This is a genomic window from Lelliottia sp. SL45, from assembly GCF_026672535.1.
In the GTDB taxonomy this organism is placed as follows: domain Bacteria; phylum Pseudomonadota; class Gammaproteobacteria; order Enterobacterales; family Enterobacteriaceae; genus Enterobacter; species Enterobacter nimipressuralis.
Map to the genome: position 1 here is coordinate 144009 of NZ_JAPPRH010000015.1, position 18644 is coordinate 162652.

Genomic DNA, 18644 nt, shown 5'->3' on the forward strand with positions numbered 1-18644 from the left:
CCGGATGAAATCTACTCCGCAGAGATTGTGAAGTTCACCAACGGCGCTTCCGCCAACGTGACCTGGGACGGACTGGAAGCAAGCAACGGCAAAGAAGGCTATGTGCTAACCGCCGATGCCGCGACGGGGGGGCACAGCGGAACGCTGACCGGGACCGGCTATAACGACACCTTTATCGCCGAAGAAGGAAGTTATACCTACAACGGTTCCGGCGGCTGGAGCACCACGTCGGATCACGATACCTGGAGCAACACCGGCGGGATGGATGTGGTCGATTACCGCAATGCGAGCGCGGGCATCACGGTGGACCTGAGCGTCACGACAGCCCAGGACACCGGGTTTAACACCACCACCCTGAAGAATATTGAAGGGATTGCAGGCTCAGACTTCGACGACGTGATCACCGGCAACAGCGGGGATAACCAGTTCGAAGGCCGTGGCGGGAACGACACTTTCAATATTGGCAGCGGCGGGCACGACACGCTGTTGTACAAGCTCATCAACGCCGCAGACGCCACGGGCGGTAACGGCAGCGATCAGGTTAACGGCTTTACCGTCGGGACCTGGGAAGGGACGGCGGATACCGACCGTATCGATCTGCGCGAGCTGTTATCCGACAGCGGGTATACCGGCACCGGCTCGGCGAGCTATGTCAACGGTGTCGCCACTCTGGACAGCAGTGCGGGGAATATTACGGATTACCTGCGCGTGGTGCAGAACGGCAGTAACACCGAAATTCAGATCGACCGCGACGGAACGGGCAGCCAGTTCGATCCGACCACGGTGGTCACTCTGAACGGGGTACAGACGGATCTGGCCACCTTGCTGGCAAACCATCAGCTGTTAGTTGCGTAAACCTCAGGCCGCGAGAAGCGATTCTCGCGGCATTTTTCGTATCTTTACAGTAATACGACTAACCACATAAATATTAAGGTATTTTTGTCGACACGTTCAGAAAGGGTTTACATTCTGGCCGTTCCACAGGGATATCATTTCAGAGCGACATCGTCGCCCTGAACAGGACGTTGCTAAATGAAGACTCACCCGCAGTACGAACCCTGGCTTGAGGCCATGGTGCTCGTTGCAAAACATTACCGGCTGGACTATTCACAAGAACACGTCCGGGTCACGATTCATCACGAGAGCCACTCTCCGCGAGAGCAGGTGCTCAACGATATGGCACGCCAGCTCGGGCTTAGGCTGCGCGTTGTGCCGGCGGATGCGGCACTGATTGATCCGTGGCGTCTGCCGCTGTTAGCGGAGTTTGATAGCGGGCAGGTTGCGGTCATCAACCGGATGGACAAAGAGGGCAACGTCAGCCTGCAGTTCAGCGGTGACGGTGGACTGGAAACGAGCCTGACGCGCGACGCGCTGGGTACCCGTTTGACGGGGTTAATCGTGCTGCGCCCGCTGGAGTCGACGCCCGACGCGAGGGTCGATGACTACATCAAGCCTTATGAAAAAAACTGGTTCTGGCAGCTGGCGCTGAAAGACTGGCGTCGCTACAGCGACATCATGCTGGTGGCGCTGGTGGCGAACGTGCTGGCCCTGTCTGGGATGGTGTTTTCCATGCAGGTTTACGATCGCGTGGTGCCGTCCCAGTCTGAGGCCACCCTGTGGGTGCTATTTGGCGGCGTGATGCTCGCCATCACCTTCGAGTTTGTGATGCGTATGCTGCGGGTGCATATCTCAGACGTGATCGGGAAGCGTGCCGATCTGCGCATTTCGGAGCGGGTGTTCGCCCACGCCCTGCGCATTAAAAACGGCGCCCGCTCAAAATCAACTGGCTCCTTTATCGCCCAGATCCGCGAGCTGGAGTCCGTTCGCGAGCTGATCACCTCCACGACGATTGCGGCGATTTCCGATCTGCCGTTTTTCCTGCTGTTCGTTTTCATTCTGTGGATGATCGGCGGCCCGCTGGTGCTGGTGGTGCTGCTTGCGGTGCCGCTGCTGCTGATTCCAGGTCTGTTGATTCAGCGTCCGCTCGGAAAGCTCTCCACGGAAGGGATGCGCGAATCGGCTATTCGTAACGCCACGCTGGTCGAGGCGGTGCAGGGCATCGAAGACATCAAACTGATGCGCGCGGAGCAGCGTTTTCAGAACCAGTGGAACAACTCGAACGACGTGGCCGCGAGCGTCGGGATGAAACAGCGCTGGCTCACCGGCCTGCTTCTGACGTGGACGCAGGAAGTTCAGTCGATTGTCTATGCCGTGGTCCTGCTGATTGGCTGTTATCTGGTGATCAGCGGTGACATGACCACCGGTGCGCTGGTGGGGACATCGATTCTCGCCTCGCGCACTATCGCGCCGCTGTCGCAAATTTCCGGCGTGTTGTCGCGCTGGCAGTCGGCAAAGGTGGCCCGCAAGGGGCTGGATGATCTGATGCAGCGTCCGATTGACGATCCCCTGCAGGGTAAAAAGGTGCATAAAGCCCATCTGCGCGGCCACTACGTGCTGGAGGAGGTCGGCTTTTATTATGACGAAGAAGAGAAGCAAAACGTTCTGAACATCCCCCGTTTGACCATCAATGCGGGCGAGCGGATTGCGATTCTGGGGCGCAATGGTTCCGGTAAAAGCACGCTGTTACAGCTTCTGGCGGGGATGCAGGAACCGCAGCAGGGCACCATTTTGCTCGATGATGTGGCGCTGAATCACCTCGACACGGCCGATCTGCGCCGCGATATGCAGTTCCTCAGCCAGCAGGCGCGCCTGTTCTTTGGCTCCGTGCGCGACAACATTGTGATGGGGAATCCGCTGGCGACTGACGAGGAGATTCATCAGGCATTAACCGTTAGCGGGGCGCTGGAGTTTGTTCGTAAGCAAAAAATGGGGCTGAACTATGTGATCAGCGAAGGCGGGGCCGGATTGTCCGGCGGCCAGCGCCAGGCCCTGTTGCTGACGCGCGCGTTACTCACCGCGCCGAATATCCTGCTGCTTGATGAGCCGACCGCCTGGCTTGATGAAGTGAGCGAAAAGCAGTTTATCCATCATCTCAAAAACTGGCTCGGCGACGGGCGAACGCTGGTGGTGGCGACACATCGTTTGCCGATTCTGGAACTGGTCGATCGCATCATCGTGCTGGAAAACGGCAAAATTATTATGGATGGCCCGCGCGACAAGATCCTGAATAACCATGGTATGGCCCCGCAGAAGGCGGCGCAGCGCACCGTGAAAATGAAGCCGTCCGCTCCCGCGAAGGCCGCAACCGAGGAGGGGATGGCATGAGTGATTTTTCTCGTTTCAACAGCCGTCTGCAGGAGCCTAAACTCCCGCGCTCGACGCTGGTGGCCTGGTCTCTGTTTGCGCTCTTTGCCCTCTTCACGATCTGGGCAAGTATGTTCCAGCTTGATGAAGTGACCACCGGGAGCGGTAAAGTGATCCCCTCTTCGCATGAACAGGTTATTCAGTCGCTGGAAGGGGGGATTATCCATAAGCTGCTGGTGCGTGAAGGGGATATCGTCGAGCGTGGGCAACAGCTGGCGCAGCTGGATCGCACCAAAACCGAGTCCAGCGTGCTGGAGAGTGAATCCCGGCTGAATGCCGCGATGGCAACCGCCGCGCGCCTGAACGCGGAGGCCAATCAAAGTGCGCTGGTCTTCCCGCAAGAGCTGGACGATGACGTTGAGCTGGTCAAACAGGAGACCGCGCTGTATCACTCTCGTCGCGACAGCCTGGAAAAAGGGCTTACCGGTTTGCGCCAGGGGGTAACACTTATTCAGCGCGAGCTATCATTGACCCGACCGCTGGTTACCCAGGGGGCGGCCAGCAAGGTGGAAGTTCTGCGTCTTGAGCGTCAAAAAAATGAGCTTGAGAATAAAATCACGGAAATGCAAAACCAGTATTACGTTCGCGCCCGTGAAGAGTTAGCCAAGGCGAATGCCGAAATCGAAGCCCAGCGTTCGGTAATGAAAGGGCGTGAAGATTCCCTCACCCGTCTGACATTCAACGCGCCGGTTCGCGGGATTGTTAAAGATATCGATGTCACCACCGTCGGGGGCGTGATCCCGCCAAATGGAAAATTGTTGAGCCTGGTACCGCTCGACGATCAGATGGTGATTGAAGCCAAAATTTCCCCGCGCGATGTGGCCTTTATCCATCCAGGGCAAAAAGCGCTGGTCAAAGTGACGGCCTATGACTACTCCATCTATGGTGGGCTGGAAGGTGAAGTGACCATGATTTCTCCTGATACAATTCAGGATGATGTTAAAAGAGATGTTTATTATTACCGGGTCTATATCAGAACCACGAGTAATCACCTGACGAATAAGCAGGGGAAAGAATTTCCTGTTTTTCCGGGGATGATTGCGACCGTGGATATTAAAACGGGCAGTAAAACCATCATTGACTACCTGCTGAAACCGTTGAATAAAACCAAAGAGGCCCTGCGCGAAAGATAAAGAATACTGGCGATCGGAAAACCGCTCGCCAGTTCAATTTTCCGGTGGAATTTAATCAGACAGAAGACAGTCGCTCTTTAGGATGTATGTTCAGATAATGTGTGACGTAGGCAAAGTAAAGTCCGGCATAGTTTTCGACCAGCTGTAAGAAGTTTGGATAAATACTGATGCGTCCATCTTCTCGCTCTTTCAAGTAGCCAGCCTCCTGAGCAGATTTCATGATCCGATTTACATGAATTCTGGAAACGAAAAACTCTTTTGCCAGCACGCTGGCTGAATAATCAATGGTTGCACCGTGAGCATTTTTATTCTTCATCGCCTGCAGATAAAGATACAGCATGATCATGCGCCCGCCATCTTTCTCAATAAATAACCCTACCTCTGGCAAAATCTTTTTAAAGGTGACACCACGAAAAAGATATTCTGCGGCCCGCCGGAAAAAACTGTGTCTGAGCGTATCATTATCCAGCAGGTTAATATTGACGTTGTAATCAGGATATAAAGTGCTTACCGGTAAAAAGGCCCCGGACATATAATTTTTAAGTTCGTCTAATCCTTTTTTTGTTGGTTCGATGATGGTCTTGCGCCGATCCTCAGTGCACCGCCAGGTTTTAATTCTGTTGGTAGTTCTGAGTAAAGTAATGATGGCTATGACACTGTTTGGACTGGCAATTTTATATCGGGTGCATAACTCTTTTATTTCTGATACTGAAGAGGCCTGATCGCCAAAAACAAAACAGCACATCGATAACACAATATTGAACCGTGACTCCTGGAGCATCGTTTTGTAGAACAACGGTTGTTTTTTGTAGATGGCATCATTAATGGTGAAGTGTTGTTTTATTGCTTCGCTGAATCTTGGATTATTTTTAATCACATCCCTTCGAAGCAGTAAAGCCCTTGATGATATATGGATATCCATACGGTTGTCCTATGTTGAGACGAGCCAATGGGGGTATTCATTTCTCTATTGAATGTTTAGCGTCACTATTATACATGTGATAAGTGGAATTTACTTTTGGTATTTATGAATAATATTCAGGAAGTGTGTATTTGCGTGGTGGGCAGAGGATGACGAAATGAAGTTGAATGAATGTGTGGATGCTGGCTGAATGAACATATTTACGTTAAATACGTTGGGTAATTAACGTAAATATGTCCGCCTGTCGCGATGAGTAATGTTTTTGTTTTAAACAAAAAACACAGGAGACACCTGTTTTATACAAAAATACGATATTAAATCTATGGTGATAACATTCCCGGTTTGTTATGATCTCGCTATTCAAAGACGCAGTGGCGAAGGTGTCAAAGGCGTTCGCAAACATCATTCTTTTTTATTTCTGGTCATTGATTTTGACAGCTATCGTCTTTTCGCAATAAACATTTTTACCCTCATTTATATTTCGCTGGAGATTATCATGGCCTGGGATGCACGTGCCAACTACCTGAAACGTTTTCAGAATCGATACGTCATTTCTTCCTGCAGCTATGCCTGGCAAGGGTATGAAATGCTTCTGAATAACAGCGGGATCTGCGCTTACCGTATTATGGTCGATGGTGATGAGCCATCCCAGGAAGAACTGAATGCGGTGTACGCCAGTGCAGGTGCTACGATTTCTGTATTCCTTAAAGGAGATATCTGCGAAATTTTAGGTTCATTGAAAAAAATGATCGTCTTGCTCAACGCCAAACCTGCGAAAGTCACCGTCCTTATTTACAGTCAATTACCGGCAAACTGGCTTTACCGCACATTGTACAGTTTGATCAGGGATAAAAATAAACTCAGAAATATACGCGTCGCGAATTTATCGCACCCCTGTCAGGATATTGTGACGGCAGTGTTCCCGCCGCTGGAAGAGGCCGCGTTCCTTGAGAGAAAAGTAAAAGATTGTTTTGAAAAGGGTTTGACGAGCCGGGAGTTAGATTCTGTGCTCTCTTTCTATCGTGGCGTGTCGGTCAAAGCCCAGGCAAAAGCCTGTGGTCTGGCGATCAAAACGATATACGTTTATCGCAAAGAGGGCCTGCGGAAATTGCAGCTGATCAATACCTTTTTAAGCCGTGGCGCGCTGTTTCGGGCGACATTCGCTGTTTCAGGCGAGCCTGTGAGTCATGATAATGCATATTTAGACGGACGTTTCACCACCGCACTGATAAATAAAGAAATATTCCCGGTGTATCAGATTATTACCGACAGTGATAAAAGAGGCGTTGGCTTTGAAATATTACTGCGCTGGAATCGTAAAGGCGTCATCCTTAAACCGGCAGATTTTCTGGCGAACTTGCATGATAAAAATATCTGGTTGCAGCTGATGGCTCTGGTTATTGATGCCGCCGTTCGCGGGATTAACAAATATAATGGGAAATATTATTTCTCCGTTAATATCCCACCCGAACTGGCATCCGGAAATGCCTTACCAGGGATGGCAAAAAAAGCCGTTGAAATGTTAAGTGATGAACACTGGGCAGAAAAACTGGTGTTTGAGTTCGCCGAAACGATTGATGTAACGCTGGATAAAGGGATTGCGGACACCATGCAGCGCTTGCGCCAAACGGGGTGCAGACTGTTTTTAGATGACTGTTTTTCAAGCGAACACGTTATGTTCCCGGTGAGACAAATTCCCTTTGATGGCCTAAAACTTGATAAAGATATCGTTGATAAATTTGCCGCAAACGACAGTGATTTCAGTCTGATTAAAGCGATGCAGTATTACAGCGATATTACTGGCGTTGCCTGTGTCGCTGAAGGGGTGGACAGCGAGGAAAAATTTAATACCTTATCCGCCGCTGGCATCAAAAGTTTTCAAGGGTATTACCTTGCCAGAGCGGTAAAAGAAGAGGATCTCGATTTTCTGGTGCGTAAATTTAGCTAACAGCGATACATTTTTTATGGTCGGGCGAAACTTTTGCTCGCGGGCTAACGAACTATTATTCAGATAGCCCCCTTTTCCCTGATGGAGTTGACCATGAAACGTTTGAAAATCGCGTCCGCCGCCGCCGTACTGACCCTTTCACTGTTTTCCATGAACACCCAGGCCGCGCTCGAAGCCGGAGCGAAAGCGCCCGATTTTACCCTTCAGGGCGCGCTCGGCGGTAAACCGCTGACGTTCACCTTACAGCAGGCACTGCAAAAAGGGCCGGTGGTGCTCTATTTCTTCCCGGCGGCGTTTACCAAGGGCTGCACGCTGGAAGCCCACGCGTTTGCTGAAGCGACGGATGATTTCAAAAAACTGGGCGCCACGGTGGTGGGGGTAACCGCCGGGAACGTCGACCAGGTGGATGAATTCTCGAAACTGGAGTGCCGCGATAAGTTTGCGGTGGCAGCCGATCCTGGTGCGAAAGTGGCGGCCGAGTATGAAACGCTGATGCAGATGAACGGTAAAACCCTCTCCGATCGCACCTCTTTCGTCATCGCCCCGGATGGCAAAATTCTGCTGAGCTACACCGACCGCAACCCGGATGCGCACATTCAGAAAACGATGGACGCCGTGAAGCAATATGCGAAATCGCACTCCTGATTAACGCCGACGTTCGCATTCGAGGTTTGCTATGTTAACCGCCATTTTTGCCGCCTTTCTGGGCGGCGTGATCCTGAATTTCATGCCCTGTGTTTTCCCGGTGATCTCCCTGAAAGCGCTGGGGATCATGCGCCATCAGGGCGACACGAAAAGCGCACGAACCGAAGGGCTGGGTTTTCTGCTCGGGGTGATTTTCACCATGATGGCGCTGGCGGCGCTGCTGCTCGCACTGCGCGCCGGGGGCACCGCCGTGGGATGGGGATTTCAGCTGCAGTCGCCGCTGGTGATTGCGGTTCTGGCGCTGATTATTCTCGGGGCTGCGCTCAACCTGCTCGGTGTATTTGAGGTCGGGCTGTCGCTGCAGCGGGCAGGGGAGATCTCTGTCGGTCGCGGAGCGTTTGTTCGTTCTGCCCTGACCGGCGCGCTGGCGATTGTGGTGGCCACGCCGTGCTCCGCGCCGTTTATGGCGGGTGCCGTGGGCTATGCTCTGGTGCAGCCGCCTGCGGTTTCACTGGCCATTTTCTTCGCGCTGGCGCTCGGTTTTGCCGCCCCCTTTACCCTCGTCTCCCTGTTCCCGGCAATTGCCCGTCGCCTGCCGCGCCCTGGTGCTTGGATGGATGTGCTCAAGCGTGGGTTGGCGTTTCCAATGCTGGGCGCCTTTGCCTGGCTGGTGTGGGTGCTGGCGCAGCAGGCCGGCACCACGGCGCTGGCGGTGATGCTGGCGAGCGCTGTGGTGGTGAGTTTTGCCGCGTGGCTGTACGGTATCGCGCAGCGCAGACGCTATCTCGGTCACTCTTACAAAGTGCTGCTGGCTATCACGGTGGCGTTTTTTGTTGTCGCCATCGTGCCGTTACCGAGGGCGATCAACGCAGGATCAACGGCGCCTGTGACCGCAGTGGCGGATAACGCGGCGCCCGTGAAGTGGTCTCCGCAGAGCGTGGAGGCCCTGCGCGGTCACGGCAAAGCGATCTTCGTAAACTTTACCGCGTCGTGGTGTATCACCTGTCAGGTGAACGATCGCACTTCGCTCTCAACGCAGGCGGTGAAAGAGGCGATGGCCCGCACTGGCGCAGTGTATATGGTCGCGGACTCCACCAAATTTAACGCGGACATCGATGATGCGATGAACACGTTCGGCCAGGGCGGTCTGCCGCTGTACGTGGTCTATCCGGCAGACGGAAGCGCGCCGCACGTGCTCCCGCAAGTGCTGACGCCCTCAATTGTGGTGAATGCCCTGAATCAGGCGGCTGGCAAAAAAGCATGAGGTAATCGTTATGGCGGAATATGGATAACGGGCATGCCCCGCGCGAGGCCTGGCCTGAGCTGATGACAAAAGCGCAGGCCGGCGATCGTCGCGCCTATACGCAGTTATTGCGGGCGATCGTTCCGGCTATCCGCGCGATAGTGCGCCGACAGGTGTTCGATCCGGCGCTGGTGGAAGATGTCATCCAGGATGTGCTACTGACAGTGCATCGGGTTCGCCATACCTACGATCCAGACTGCCCCTTTTTACCCTGGCTGATGGCGATTACTCAGGCTCGGGCGGTCGATGCGCTGCGCCATCAGGGGCGGACGCTACGCAGGGAAACGGATACGGAAGAGGCGCTGACCAACGTCGCGGCTGCTGAGAGCGTGGAACATCAGGACGAGCAGGAGGAGCTGGCGTTGATCCTCGACAGGCTGCCCGCCCGCCAGCGGCAAATCGTGGAACATATTCATCTGCAGGAGATGACGCTTGCGCAGGCGGCAAGCCGTCACAATCTGACGATCTCTGCGGTGAAATCCCTGCTGCACAGGGCTATTACCAATCTTCGCCGGATGGGAGCGAATCATGACCGATCATGAGCTGTTAATCGAAAAACTGAGTCGGCAGGCGCAGCCCGTCACCCGCCCGTGGCGCGATGGCTGGCGCGTGCTGGCGTGGACGTTAATGGCGTTGCCGAGCGGGTGGCTTTGCAGTTTGCTGTTGCAGCGCGTGGCGACGGACTGGTCCCAGGCGGGCGCACTGCTGGCCCTGCTGCAACTTGGGCTGACGTTTGTGATGGGGGTGCTGGCGATCCGCAACGCGTTTTTACTCAGCATTGCCGGACGCCGTCCCCTGAGCTGGAAGTGGTTTATGCCGCTGCTGATCGTGTGGCTGGGCTGCGTGCTGGCGAACCTGGGCCAGTCGTCCCAGATTCACCATCGTGACGCGGTGAACTGCTACGTCTTTATGATGATCGTCAGCGCGCCGATGGTGCTGCTGGTTATCGGCTATCTGCGCCGTACCCGCAGCCTCCATCCCCTGCAAAGTCTCGCCTCGGCAGGAGCTGGCGTCGCCTGCATGGCGCTAACGCTATTGTCGTTTTGCCACTCCGTCGAAGTGCATCCCCTGGATTTCGCCCTGCACATGGCAGCGACCCTGACAATCGTGGTCGCTACGATCGGCTTGGGGTGGAGATGGGTGGCGATAGATTGAGCGTTAGAGCTGAAGAATAATTTTGGTATTAATGCTTAAGAATAGAGATAGCCGTGCCGATAATATCTTTATTATCAATAATAAGGATATCAGTATGAACTGCTACTACGCCTATCATGGCCCTACGAACAGCGATGATTTTGAGTATGAAAAGGGTTATGGAGTCAGTCGAGTATCCACCTGGCAACGCGTCAAAGAAGGCGATCGCGTTTTTGTCATTCAGCATCCGGAGAAGCAGCAAGAATACAAACTTTGTGGCCTGTATGAGATCGTTGGTCATTATGAGGCCTCTGAGAGCGTTTATCCTTTCAGGTTTAGATTAGAGAAAATTAGCCAGGATAATGCATTTATTGTGTTAGATGAGCAGGCGTTAAATAGAAAATTACCCGACATCAAAGGTGACTCTCGTCTAAGTATCTTTAAACAGCATTTCTGCCGTCAGGGGGCAACTTTCCAGGCTCCCCTGGATCATGAAGTTGTTGCGGTTTTAAACAGTCTGGTGAACATGACAGACCTTGCTCCTGACCAAGTCCATCTTCGCGAAGATGGTCTGCGAATGCTCAAAGTTCGCAACGGGCAGCAGGCGTTCCGTGAGAGTATTATGGCTAATTGGGAAAATAGATGTGCAATTACAGGGTCTGCTCTGGCACTTGAAGCCTGCCATATTGAAAGTCATGCTACTAAAGGAACCTATGCGATTGAAAATGGCATCGCTCTTGCTGCCGATCTGCACACGTTATTTGATAACGATCATCTGAGCTTTGAAAATAACAAAGTCGTACTCTCTCTGGCGGCACAAAACGAGCCAAGATATGCCAGGTTGCATAATCAACTACTAAGGACCCCTCTGAAGCCGGTGCGTTTTATTACCGGTAAACAAGGGTGATATTTTAATCTGGTATCAGGCGGTAATATGCAAGGCATGGATGGCGCACAAAAGTATTCAGTCGCAGCACTGTTAGAGAGTATCTCTCGATGGAATGAGGTTAGACAACTTTCTAAATCACGATATCAGGCTCAACTGGCACCTGACTTTAGTCTGATGACGTGGCTGCAGAAGGATGAAATGGCGCTATCACGATATTTTGCATTTCTGCTTGATCCCGGTGAGGCGCATGGACAGTCCAGGCTATTCCTCGACGGCTTTATCAAACTGATTAATAAAAATTCGGGTAAAGACAAAGCCAATATTTCATTTGGTCATGATGTGCGATCCTTTACGGAGGTATTAACGGATACTGGACGAAGAATCGATGTACTGCTGACGGGCAAGAGTGGGCTGATCGCGTTAGAAAATAAGCCTTGGGCAGCTGATCAGGAACGTCAGTTAGTCGATTATGGCGAATGGTTACTGAAGAAAAATCAACCCTGGTCCTTAATCTATCTTAGCAACACGCCCCCTACTCCAAAGGCACTCCCTGTGACTGCCGCATCTGATATCCGCGATCATATTGTTGTAATTTCCTTTTTCAATATTGTCGAATGGCTTTCATCAACTGTGCCATATATCAAAGCCAATAATGTAAAGTTTTTCGTAGAGTCACTAATTGAATTTATTAGAGAATCAGTGAATGGAGATTACATAATGAATGATTCACAAGGATTGTCTGAGATAATATTGAAAGATAAAGAGAGTATTCAGTCTGCATTTATTATCGCTAATCAAATTCCAGAAATTCAAAAGAGAGTGTTTTTTGATTTCATCGATGCACTTAGGGAATACTTTTCTGATTATCCCTTAATAATTAATGCTGAGGAAGATCCTTCCGTACGTTTTGGTGGTTTCCACGTTCTTTTTCATCCCAAAAGTGAGCGCTCTCTTTTTTGGGAATTTTCGAATGGGAATTACAACAATCTCTACTTCGGGGTCACTGCGAGGGAAGAAGAGAAAAGTCAGAACGACATGCTCTACAAGGCAATGTGTACCCTTTTCCAGGGTTCGATACCAAAATCCAGTAAATGGTGTGCGTGGTGGTCGTGGGATATGGACCCGCTTGGACAGAATCGTATTCCGCGCAGCTGGGGCAACGACGGTAGTGTATGGGTGACCCTGGGTGAACGTGGAGAGAGCAGTATTTTTGCTGCCGTTAGGGACGTTATTCTGCGTGTTTATCAAGAAATGGATTTGGACTTGATGCGTTAATTGAGACAACCCGCCAATCGAGGCGGGTTCTTATCGTTTTTAATAACGTTCCAGCTGCCACTGATGAAAACGCCCCAGCAGCAGGACGGTGGTGAGCGCGCCGAGCAGGGCGCAGAACATATCTGACTGGGTATCCCAGGGATCGCCCTGCGTGCCGAGAAAATCATCCGCGCCTTGTCCCATCGCCAGCGCCGCCCACCATTCGATCAGCTCGTAGGTCGCGCTGATGGCCAGCGCGATGCAGCACACCAGAAAACTCGTCATTTTGCGACCATTGACGTAACCGCCGCGCACCAGAATCTCTCGCGCCGCCAGGGCAGGCACTAGCCCCTGGAAAAAGTGTCCGAGTTTATCGTACGGGTTGCGGCTCAGATTCAGCCACTCCTGAACCTCAAAACCGATGGGCACTTTGGCGTAAGTGTACATTCCGCCGACCATCAGAATGATCGCGTGGAAGAAGATCAGCGTGTAAAGGAGGGGAGTGAGTGGGTAGCGTTTCTGGGTGGCGAGCAGCAGTGGTACCACGATGACCACGGGGGTGACTTCCATCAGCCAGGTGACGCGGTCCCCGGTAAACAGGCCGGTATAAATCAAGATCAGCAGCAGGAGCAGCGCGCCGCCCTTTAATGCAGAGGAGAGTGCAGTTTGGCTCATGGCATTTTCTTATCGGGAAAAGAACTACTATTAACGCGCCCGATGAAAAACTCAATGTTTTGCCGGCCATGATAAAAAAAACGGGGCCATGTGCGGCCCCGTTTTATTCACAGCAATTAGAACATCTTACGCAACCGCAGGCTGAAGGTATGCGCCTGATAGCGCTCGCCTGCTTGCAGATCGTAGCGCGCGTCCAGGCTCAGATCGTTGGCGTCGTACAGCGTGCTGCCGATCGCCACACCCGCCATATCTTCCACCGGCGATGCGCCTTTGGTGATAAAGCTGGTTTCACCGACGGCATCGGCGGCGTAGGTCGCATGGCTGCTCACCTGGCGGTTATCGTACTGATGAATCCACGAGACCTGCGCGAACGGTGTCAGGCTGCCGAGACCGGTCGCGAAGGTTTTCTCGATGCGGGCACCGATATCGCTCACCACAGACTGGGAATGGGTACTGCCCACATCCAGCGCCATGCCGTTACCGCCTGTCTCTTTATAGTCATCCACATGCTGATACCCGTACGTCAGGCTGGCAAGCGGCGTGACGACAACGTCGGCAGGCAGCGTGACCGGATAGCCGAACTCCGTTTGCAGGGTGACGGACTGACCGTTGAATTTACCCTGCGCAGCGCCGGAGAAGCCGGTGAAATCTGCGCGGCGAACCGAGCTGTAGTTCTGGCGGTTTACACCGGCAGAGAGGTTCAGATACCACGGATCGCCCGTGTAACCGGCGTAACCGATGATGCCGTAGTTGTCGGCGGTGGAGGTGTTACCGCTCAGATTGCCTTTACCGTGCACGGAGGTGTTGCTGTAGTTCACGGCGGCGCCCAGACGCCAGTCGTCACCCAGCGAGCGGTCGGCGCCCAGAATCAGACCGCCAAATTTCGCCGTGTATCCGCTGATTTCAGCACTGCTGTCCTGACGCGCATAGCCGCCAAACGGCTGACCCCAGACGATCCAGTTGCTTGTGTAGTCATCACCGGTCGCGACGCCGCTGGTGCCGGAGGTGTGCGGATTACGCACGGCATCAATGTGCGCGCCCACAACCGCCTGAGCGGTAGAGGTCGCCACGGCGGCGGCTGAACTGGTGTTGATGTTCTGGCCTGGGGAGAGTTTTTCGCCCGCGCGGTTGGCTTCATCTTTGCCCTGGATGGCTAACGAGGCGTTATACAGATCCAACAGCTGCGGAGAGGAGATCCCGGTGTAGTTCGTCAGACCGCCCAATGCCGCGGTGGCGCTTGGGATCGTCGCCAGCGCAGGTTTTGGCGTTGGCTGAGTCGGCGGCGTGACCACTGGCGGCGTCACAACCGGTGGTGTTACAACGGGCGGCGTCACAACAGGTGGCGTGACAACCGGCGGCGTCACGACGGGCGGTGTTACAACCGGTGGCGTCACGACGGGCGGTGTTACAACCGGTGGCGTCACAACGGGCGGTGTCACAACAGGCGGTGTTACAACAGGCGGTGTTACAACCGGTGGCGTGACAACAGGCGGCGTCACAACCGGAGGCTCGGCGCCCACGGTCAAGACCAGCGCTTTGTCTGTCCCTGTCTCATAAACGGAGCCACTCACGGCGCCACGATAGCCGATCGCGCTGTAGTTCAGCTTGTCGGCGTTGTAATCGGTGCCCGATCCCGCGGCATTGATCACCACATAGCGCTGGCCTTCCGCGAACTGATACGTGCCACCCGTGCGGACCAGGTTGATGCTGGAACCTTCTTCGATTGTCGCATTGCCGGTGACATTCAGACGGCCATAGCCGGTGTCGGCCATCAGCGTGCCGTTCTGAGTTGCCAGATCGGAGATACCTGAAATCAGCGCTGCCGCGGCTTTCTGGTGGTAATCCCCTGCAATTGTTATGTCTGTATTGACCTGCAAGGACGCACCACGGTTCTGGACCGTGGCCGCATTCACGTTATCGTTCAGCAGCAGTGAACCGGTGCCAAAGATGACGTCTGAGTGCTGGCTGGTGAGGGTGCCTGTCCCGTTCTGGCCGGTTAAGGTTCCCGTGGTCGTGCTACCGCCATTGATGAGTAACGGTGCTGCGCTTTGGGAGTAAATATCGCCTTTCACCACACCGTTGTTGGTCAGCGTAATATCCGCGCTGGCGTTGGTATCCGTGTAGATATACAGGGCAGAGTTGCCGCCGCTCAGGGTGCCGTTATTGATGATTTGCGTGGCTGGATTCTGGTTGCTGTAGCTGGCAAGGTAAATACCGTAATAGCCGCCCGAGATTTCGCCGTTGTTCACGATCTCGGCGATTGCTTTGCCGTCGGAGCTGCTGGCGAAAATACCATTGTTGATCGCAGCAATGCGGCCATTGTTTTCAAGGGTGCCTACGGTGCCATAGTTGGTAATGCCGTCTGCGCTACCGCTGATCAGATTGTCATTGATAAGGGTGTTGATCGTTCCCCAGTTAATCACCCCGGCGCTGCCGAAATAATTGAGGGTGCCGGTCTGGAGTGTGCCCGTATTATGCAGCGTACCAATGATCCCGCGATTATAAATCGCGCCGTTTTGCCCGGGCATCGGCATAAAATTGTTATTCGCAGCGGTAATTACGCCGGCATTGGTCAGACTATCAATAGTGCCGAGGTTATTAATACCGCGGTAGCCGGTAATGGTTCCGGTTTCCGTGTTCGTCAGATTAAGAATATGGCCGTTATTTTCGACGGAGCCGGTATTATCCATCCCCATATTGAAATTATTCAGCGAATTTTGAATCATGCCACGGTTAATAAAATTATCCACGACGCCCGACGCACTCAGTTCGACGATACTGCCATAATGGTATTGATTAACGCTTTGGATAATGCCGTTATTTTCAAATGTACCGGCTGTACCGTCAATTTGAACCACATTCATACTGAAGGGCAGATTATTATCGCTAATATCAGTGATCAGGCCTTCGTTGGTGAATGTAGTGACCGTCGCCCCCTGTTGAAGCGTTAACGCGGTTGTGGGCGCGCCGCTAAGGGAGCCGGTATTGGTCACGCGAATAACATCGTTTGAGCCGAGCACCTGAAGGCCGGACATTGGTGTGTCGATGATGACGTCTGATGCTGCGATAGAATGGGTCGTCAGCAGCCCCTGTGCCGCTGTTGAAGCCACCAGCAAAGAAATCAGCTGGCTAAGGTATTTTTTTCTCATGGTGAGCCGTCACAAAGTTGCGATTGTTGTAAGAATGCAGATGGAGAAACTTCGGATTAATCCGATATTGTTCGGGCGCAGAATATACAATTTGTTGCAAAAAACAATAAGCTTTGCTTAATTATTTCATCGAGAAATAATTCCATAAATTTTGTGTTGCTTTTAATTTAACTTAGGGTGAGATATGGCTTTGCGGGTTAAACAGAATATATTCTTTGCAGCCTTATTGATTAATTTATCTTTTTTATTCGTGAGCTGCGTTTCTGTCGAACCCCGGGAGACGGCAAGCCAGATTGCGCAGGATGCAGGTCTTACCAGAGAAAATGTTCAAACAGATTCCTTTTTGATTGCCAGCTGGAGTCGAATTGCACCCTCAGTGACGTCACTGCATGTCTACATCGAAGGGGATGGATTTGCCTGGCAAAGCCGCACGCGGCCCTCGGACGATCCGACTCCGCGTAATCCCGTTGGCCTGAAGCTGGCTGCCGCTGATACTCACGCCAGTGTGCTCTATCTGGGCCGGCCATGTCAGTTTATAGGGCTACCGTTGCCTGCGTATTGCAGTGTTCGCTGGTGGACCGCAGATCGTTTCTCCCCGCAGGTATTGAAGGCGATGGACGAGGCGCTAAGCCATTTTACGGCGCGTTATCCGGGCGTGACGCTTGAATTAACGGGATATTCTGGCGGGGGTAATATCGCGGCGCTACTGGCCGAACGGCGTGGAGATGTCCGGGTGCTGCGCACCGTGGCGGGTAATCTCGATGTCAATTATGTCAACGAGTTGCATCATGTGAGCGCGATGCCTGACGCACTGAGCGCCATCGACCATGCCAGCAAGCTGGAGCACATTCCACAGCTGCATCTCAGCGGCGACACGGATGAAACAGTTCCCCCCGAGGTCGCCCGTCGTTTTGTGCAGGCGACAGGTGGAACCTGCACCCACACAGCAGTGGTAAGCGGCATGGCGCATGGCTCCGACTGGGCAGCCATTTGGCCGCAATGGCTGGTGAAAGGTGTGCCAGCTTGTTAATGGAACGACTCAGAAATCGTCTTCATCCTGCATGATCGCGCTACGACCGCCGTCCATAACGATGGTGGTCCCGGCGATAAATCCTGCTTTTTCGCTCGCCAGGAACAGGCATAATTCGCCGACTTCCTCCGGGAGACCAATGCGGCCTACGGGGTGTTTTTTAATGGTCCGTTCACGGGCCGCTTTCGCATCAGGGTGAGAATCAAACCACGCCTGATTGCCGAGCGTATCAATATGATTCTGCGGCTGAAGGCATCATATTGGTATTGCCTGTGGCGGGATGAGTTCCTGCAGTTGCCCGAAACATCCTGGCGGTGGCGCCACGTTTCAGGCCTGAAGGCCGTGTAAAGAACATCAGCTAGCCGGAGTCGTCGCAATGGTATTTGTCATTGCTGCGGGTTATGGCTTGGTCAGCCATTTATAAGCAGATTAAGAAGGCATTGTTAGGAATGGTGCTAAACTTTTTAATTTAGGGGAGATGGGATATGTTATCGCTCTTCTATTTGATATGTGTTTTTATCTATCCAATATATAATCTTATACTTACCAAAATAATTTTTTTGATCCTTGTTGCATTCCATTACTTCTGATGGATACCAGCCATTTCCATGTAAAAAAAGAGCACCTTCATTGATTAATTGACTTATTATGATGTTTTTTTGTTCATTATTAACATGGATAATCATAGATTCATCTGAACATGAAAATCCTATTGACCTCATTCTGTTAATCAAGTCCTGCCCGCAAACCATAATTTTTACAGTGTCGCCAACAATGTCAGTAATAATGATCGCATTAGGCGGTAACTTATTCAATTTACATTAACCCTTATAGATACTGGTGTTGATGTCGGTACAGAATTTATGACTACTTCAGGAGTATCTCCTGGTAAATGCTGACCAGGACCAAGTAAATAATATTTACCATTCAGTGGGCTGCGCGATTTTATATCGTGAAATCCATCAATTTTTCTGATGCTAAACCCACTATTCAAAGAACCCGAATTTAATTCCATATCTTTTACAATATTTGCCGCTAATGATTAGGAATAGTCACCTCACCATTCTGAACACCACTGAAATATTTTAGGGTAGCTTCTTTATCCGTGATAAACGAACTATCTCTACCAATCGAGGGGAACTTCTCCCAACTTTTGGGGCTTATGTTACCCCGCATCAACTTGCAACATTTGGATTTGTCGCGTTCTGGCGCTAAAATTTTATACAACCTAAGCCTATCAATAAATTTCAGTCGATTATTGGCATGCGCGTAAGGATTTACCCCACCCAATAACCCAA

The 18644-nt window shown here is 52.3% G+C and carries 15 protein-coding genes and 1 pseudogene; 11 read left to right on the forward strand and 5 right to left on the reverse strand.

What is annotated here, in order from left to right:
- Window positions 1-546 precede the first annotated feature (546 nt).
- From OVA10_RS26260 to OVA10_RS25855, 3 genes and pseudogenes are all read left to right on the forward strand, one after another.
- Window positions 547-855, forward strand: a pseudogene (locus tag OVA10_RS26260) (type I secretion C-terminal target domain-containing protein); the annotation flags it as partial.
- A 177-nt stretch (window positions 856-1032) separates the two neighbouring features.
- On the forward strand, window positions 1033-3225 hold the full coding sequence (locus OVA10_RS25850) for a type I secretion system permease/ATPase (RefSeq protein WP_268197243.1): 2193 nt from the start codon (window positions 1033-1035) through the stop codon (window positions 3223-3225).
- A complete protein-coding gene (locus tag OVA10_RS25855; protein WP_100778944.1) occupies window positions 3222-4397 on the forward strand; it encodes an HlyD family type I secretion periplasmic adaptor subunit in 1176 nt (391 codons plus the stop codon). The genes OVA10_RS25850 and OVA10_RS25855 overlap by 4 nt, the downstream gene beginning before the upstream one ends.
- Window positions 4398-4452: 55 nt before the next feature.
- On the opposite strand, the gene OVA10_RS25860 is transcribed toward OVA10_RS25855, so the two are convergent.
- Window positions 4453-5319 (reverse strand): MarR family transcriptional regulator, encoded by an 867-nt coding sequence (locus tag OVA10_RS25860; RefSeq protein WP_102104758.1) that lies wholly within the window; start codon window positions 5317-5319, stop codon window positions 4453-4455.
- 322 nt (window positions 5320-5641) lie between these two features.
- On the opposite strand from OVA10_RS25860, the gene OVA10_RS25865 reads away from it, so the two are divergent.
- The 7 genes from OVA10_RS25865 (at window position 5642) to OVA10_RS25895 (ending at window position 12513) form a co-directional block, all read left to right on the forward strand.
- Window positions 5642-7267 carry an EAL domain-containing protein gene (locus OVA10_RS25865; protein WP_326493414.1) on the forward strand — a complete coding sequence of 542 codons (1626 nt, stop codon included), beginning with the start codon at window positions 5642-5644 and terminating at the stop codon, window positions 7265-7267.
- A 93-nt stretch (window positions 7268-7360) separates the two neighbouring features.
- Window positions 7361-7912, forward strand: coding sequence for a peroxiredoxin (locus OVA10_RS25870; RefSeq protein WP_100778946.1), 552 nt, complete (start codon window positions 7361-7363; stop codon window positions 7910-7912).
- 31 nt (window positions 7913-7943) lie between these two features.
- Window positions 7944-9176 carry a protein-disulfide reductase DsbD family protein gene (locus tag OVA10_RS25875; protein ID WP_268197244.1) on the forward strand — a complete coding sequence of 411 codons (1233 nt, stop codon included), beginning with the start codon at window positions 7944-7946 and terminating at the stop codon, window positions 9174-9176.
- Window positions 9177-9196: 20 nt separating this feature from the next.
- Entirely contained in the window at window positions 9197-9757 is a 561-nt protein-coding gene (locus OVA10_RS25880; protein WP_268197245.1) for an RNA polymerase sigma factor, read from the forward strand.
- Window positions 9744-10370, forward strand: coding sequence for a DUF1109 domain-containing protein (locus OVA10_RS25885; RefSeq protein WP_268197246.1), 627 nt, complete (start codon window positions 9744-9746; stop codon window positions 10368-10370). The genes OVA10_RS25880 and OVA10_RS25885 overlap by 14 nt, the downstream gene beginning before the upstream one ends.
- A gap of 94 nt (window positions 10371-10464) precedes the next feature.
- Window positions 10465-11256, forward strand: coding sequence for an HNH endonuclease (locus tag OVA10_RS25890; protein WP_268197247.1), 792 nt, complete (start codon window positions 10465-10467; stop codon window positions 11254-11256).
- A 27-nt stretch (window positions 11257-11283) separates the two neighbouring features.
- The gene (locus OVA10_RS25895; protein WP_268197248.1) at window positions 11284-12513 is read left to right on the forward strand and encodes a PDDEXK-like family protein; all 1230 of its coding nucleotides are present in this window, start codon (window positions 11284-11286) and stop codon (window positions 12511-12513) included.
- Between the two features lie 39 nt (window positions 12514-12552).
- Here OVA10_RS25895 and OVA10_RS25900 read toward each other — a convergent pair whose 3' ends face one another.
- Both OVA10_RS25900 and OVA10_RS25905 read right to left on the reverse strand, forming a co-directional pair.
- Window positions 12553-13167, reverse strand: coding sequence for a DUF2238 domain-containing protein (locus OVA10_RS25900; protein ID WP_268197249.1), 615 nt, complete (start codon window positions 13165-13167; stop codon window positions 12553-12555).
- A 116-nt stretch (window positions 13168-13283) separates the two neighbouring features.
- Window positions 13284-16316: an autotransporter family protein gene (locus OVA10_RS25905; protein WP_268197250.1), complete on the reverse strand. Its 3033-nt coding sequence runs from the start codon at window positions 16314-16316 to the stop codon at window positions 13284-13286.
- A gap of 376 nt (window positions 16317-16692) precedes the next feature.
- Here OVA10_RS25905 and OVA10_RS25910 point away from each other — a divergent pair, with 376 nt between their 5' ends.
- The gene (locus OVA10_RS25910; RefSeq protein WP_326493415.1) at window positions 16693-17346 is read left to right on the forward strand and encodes an alpha/beta hydrolase family protein; all 654 of its coding nucleotides are present in this window, start codon (window positions 16693-16695) and stop codon (window positions 17344-17346) included.
- A 9-nt stretch (window positions 17347-17355) separates the two neighbouring features.
- Here the strand turns inward: OVA10_RS25910 and OVA10_RS25915 are convergent, their stop codons facing one another.
- Both OVA10_RS25915 and OVA10_RS25920 read right to left on the reverse strand, forming a co-directional pair.
- Complete coding sequence (locus OVA10_RS25915; protein WP_268197268.1) at window positions 17356-17580, reverse strand: SDR family oxidoreductase; 225 nt, start codon at window positions 17578-17580, stop codon at window positions 17356-17358.
- A gap of 254 nt (window positions 17581-17834) precedes the next feature.
- Entirely contained in the window at window positions 17835-18161 is a 327-nt protein-coding gene (locus OVA10_RS25920) for a hypothetical protein (RefSeq protein WP_268197252.1), read from the reverse strand.
- Between the last annotated feature and the right edge of the window lie 483 nt (window positions 18162-18644).

Coding starts and splice junctions, on each gene's coding strand:
- OVA10_RS25850 (WP_268197243.1), top strand. CDS start 1,033: ATGAAGACTCACCCGCAGTACGAACCCTGGCTTGAGGCCATGGTGCTC.
- OVA10_RS25855 (WP_100778944.1), top strand. CDS start 3,222: ATGAGTGATTTTTCTCGTTTCAACAGCCGTCTGCAGGAGCCTAAACTC.
- OVA10_RS25885 (WP_268197246.1), top strand. CDS start 9,744: ATGACCGATCATGAGCTGTTAATCGAAAAACTGAGTCGGCAGGCGCAG.
- OVA10_RS25875 (WP_268197244.1), top strand. CDS start 7,944: ATGTTAACCGCCATTTTTGCCGCCTTTCTGGGCGGCGTGATCCTGAAT.
- OVA10_RS25860 (WP_102104758.1), bottom strand. CDS start 5,319: ATGGATATCCATATATCATCAAGGGCTTTACTGCTTCGAAGGGATGTG.
- OVA10_RS25870 (WP_100778946.1), top strand. CDS start 7,361: ATGAAACGTTTGAAAATCGCGTCCGCCGCCGCCGTACTGACCCTTTCA.
- OVA10_RS25890 (WP_268197247.1), top strand. CDS start 10,465: ATGAACTGCTACTACGCCTATCATGGCCCTACGAACAGCGATGATTTT.
- OVA10_RS25865 (WP_326493414.1), top strand. CDS start 5,642: ATGGTGATAACATTCCCGGTTTGTTATGATCTCGCTATTCAAAGACGC.
- OVA10_RS25880 (WP_268197245.1), top strand. CDS start 9,197: ATGGATAACGGGCATGCCCCGCGCGAGGCCTGGCCTGAGCTGATGACA.
- OVA10_RS25895 (WP_268197248.1), top strand. CDS start 11,284: ATGCAAGGCATGGATGGCGCACAAAAGTATTCAGTCGCAGCACTGTTA.
- OVA10_RS25900 (WP_268197249.1), bottom strand. CDS start 13,167: ATGAGCCAAACTGCACTCTCCTCTGCATTAAAGGGCGGCGCGCTGCTC.
- OVA10_RS25905 (WP_268197250.1), bottom strand. CDS start 16,316: ATGAGAAAAAAATACCTTAGCCAGCTGATTTCTTTGCTGGTGGCTTCA.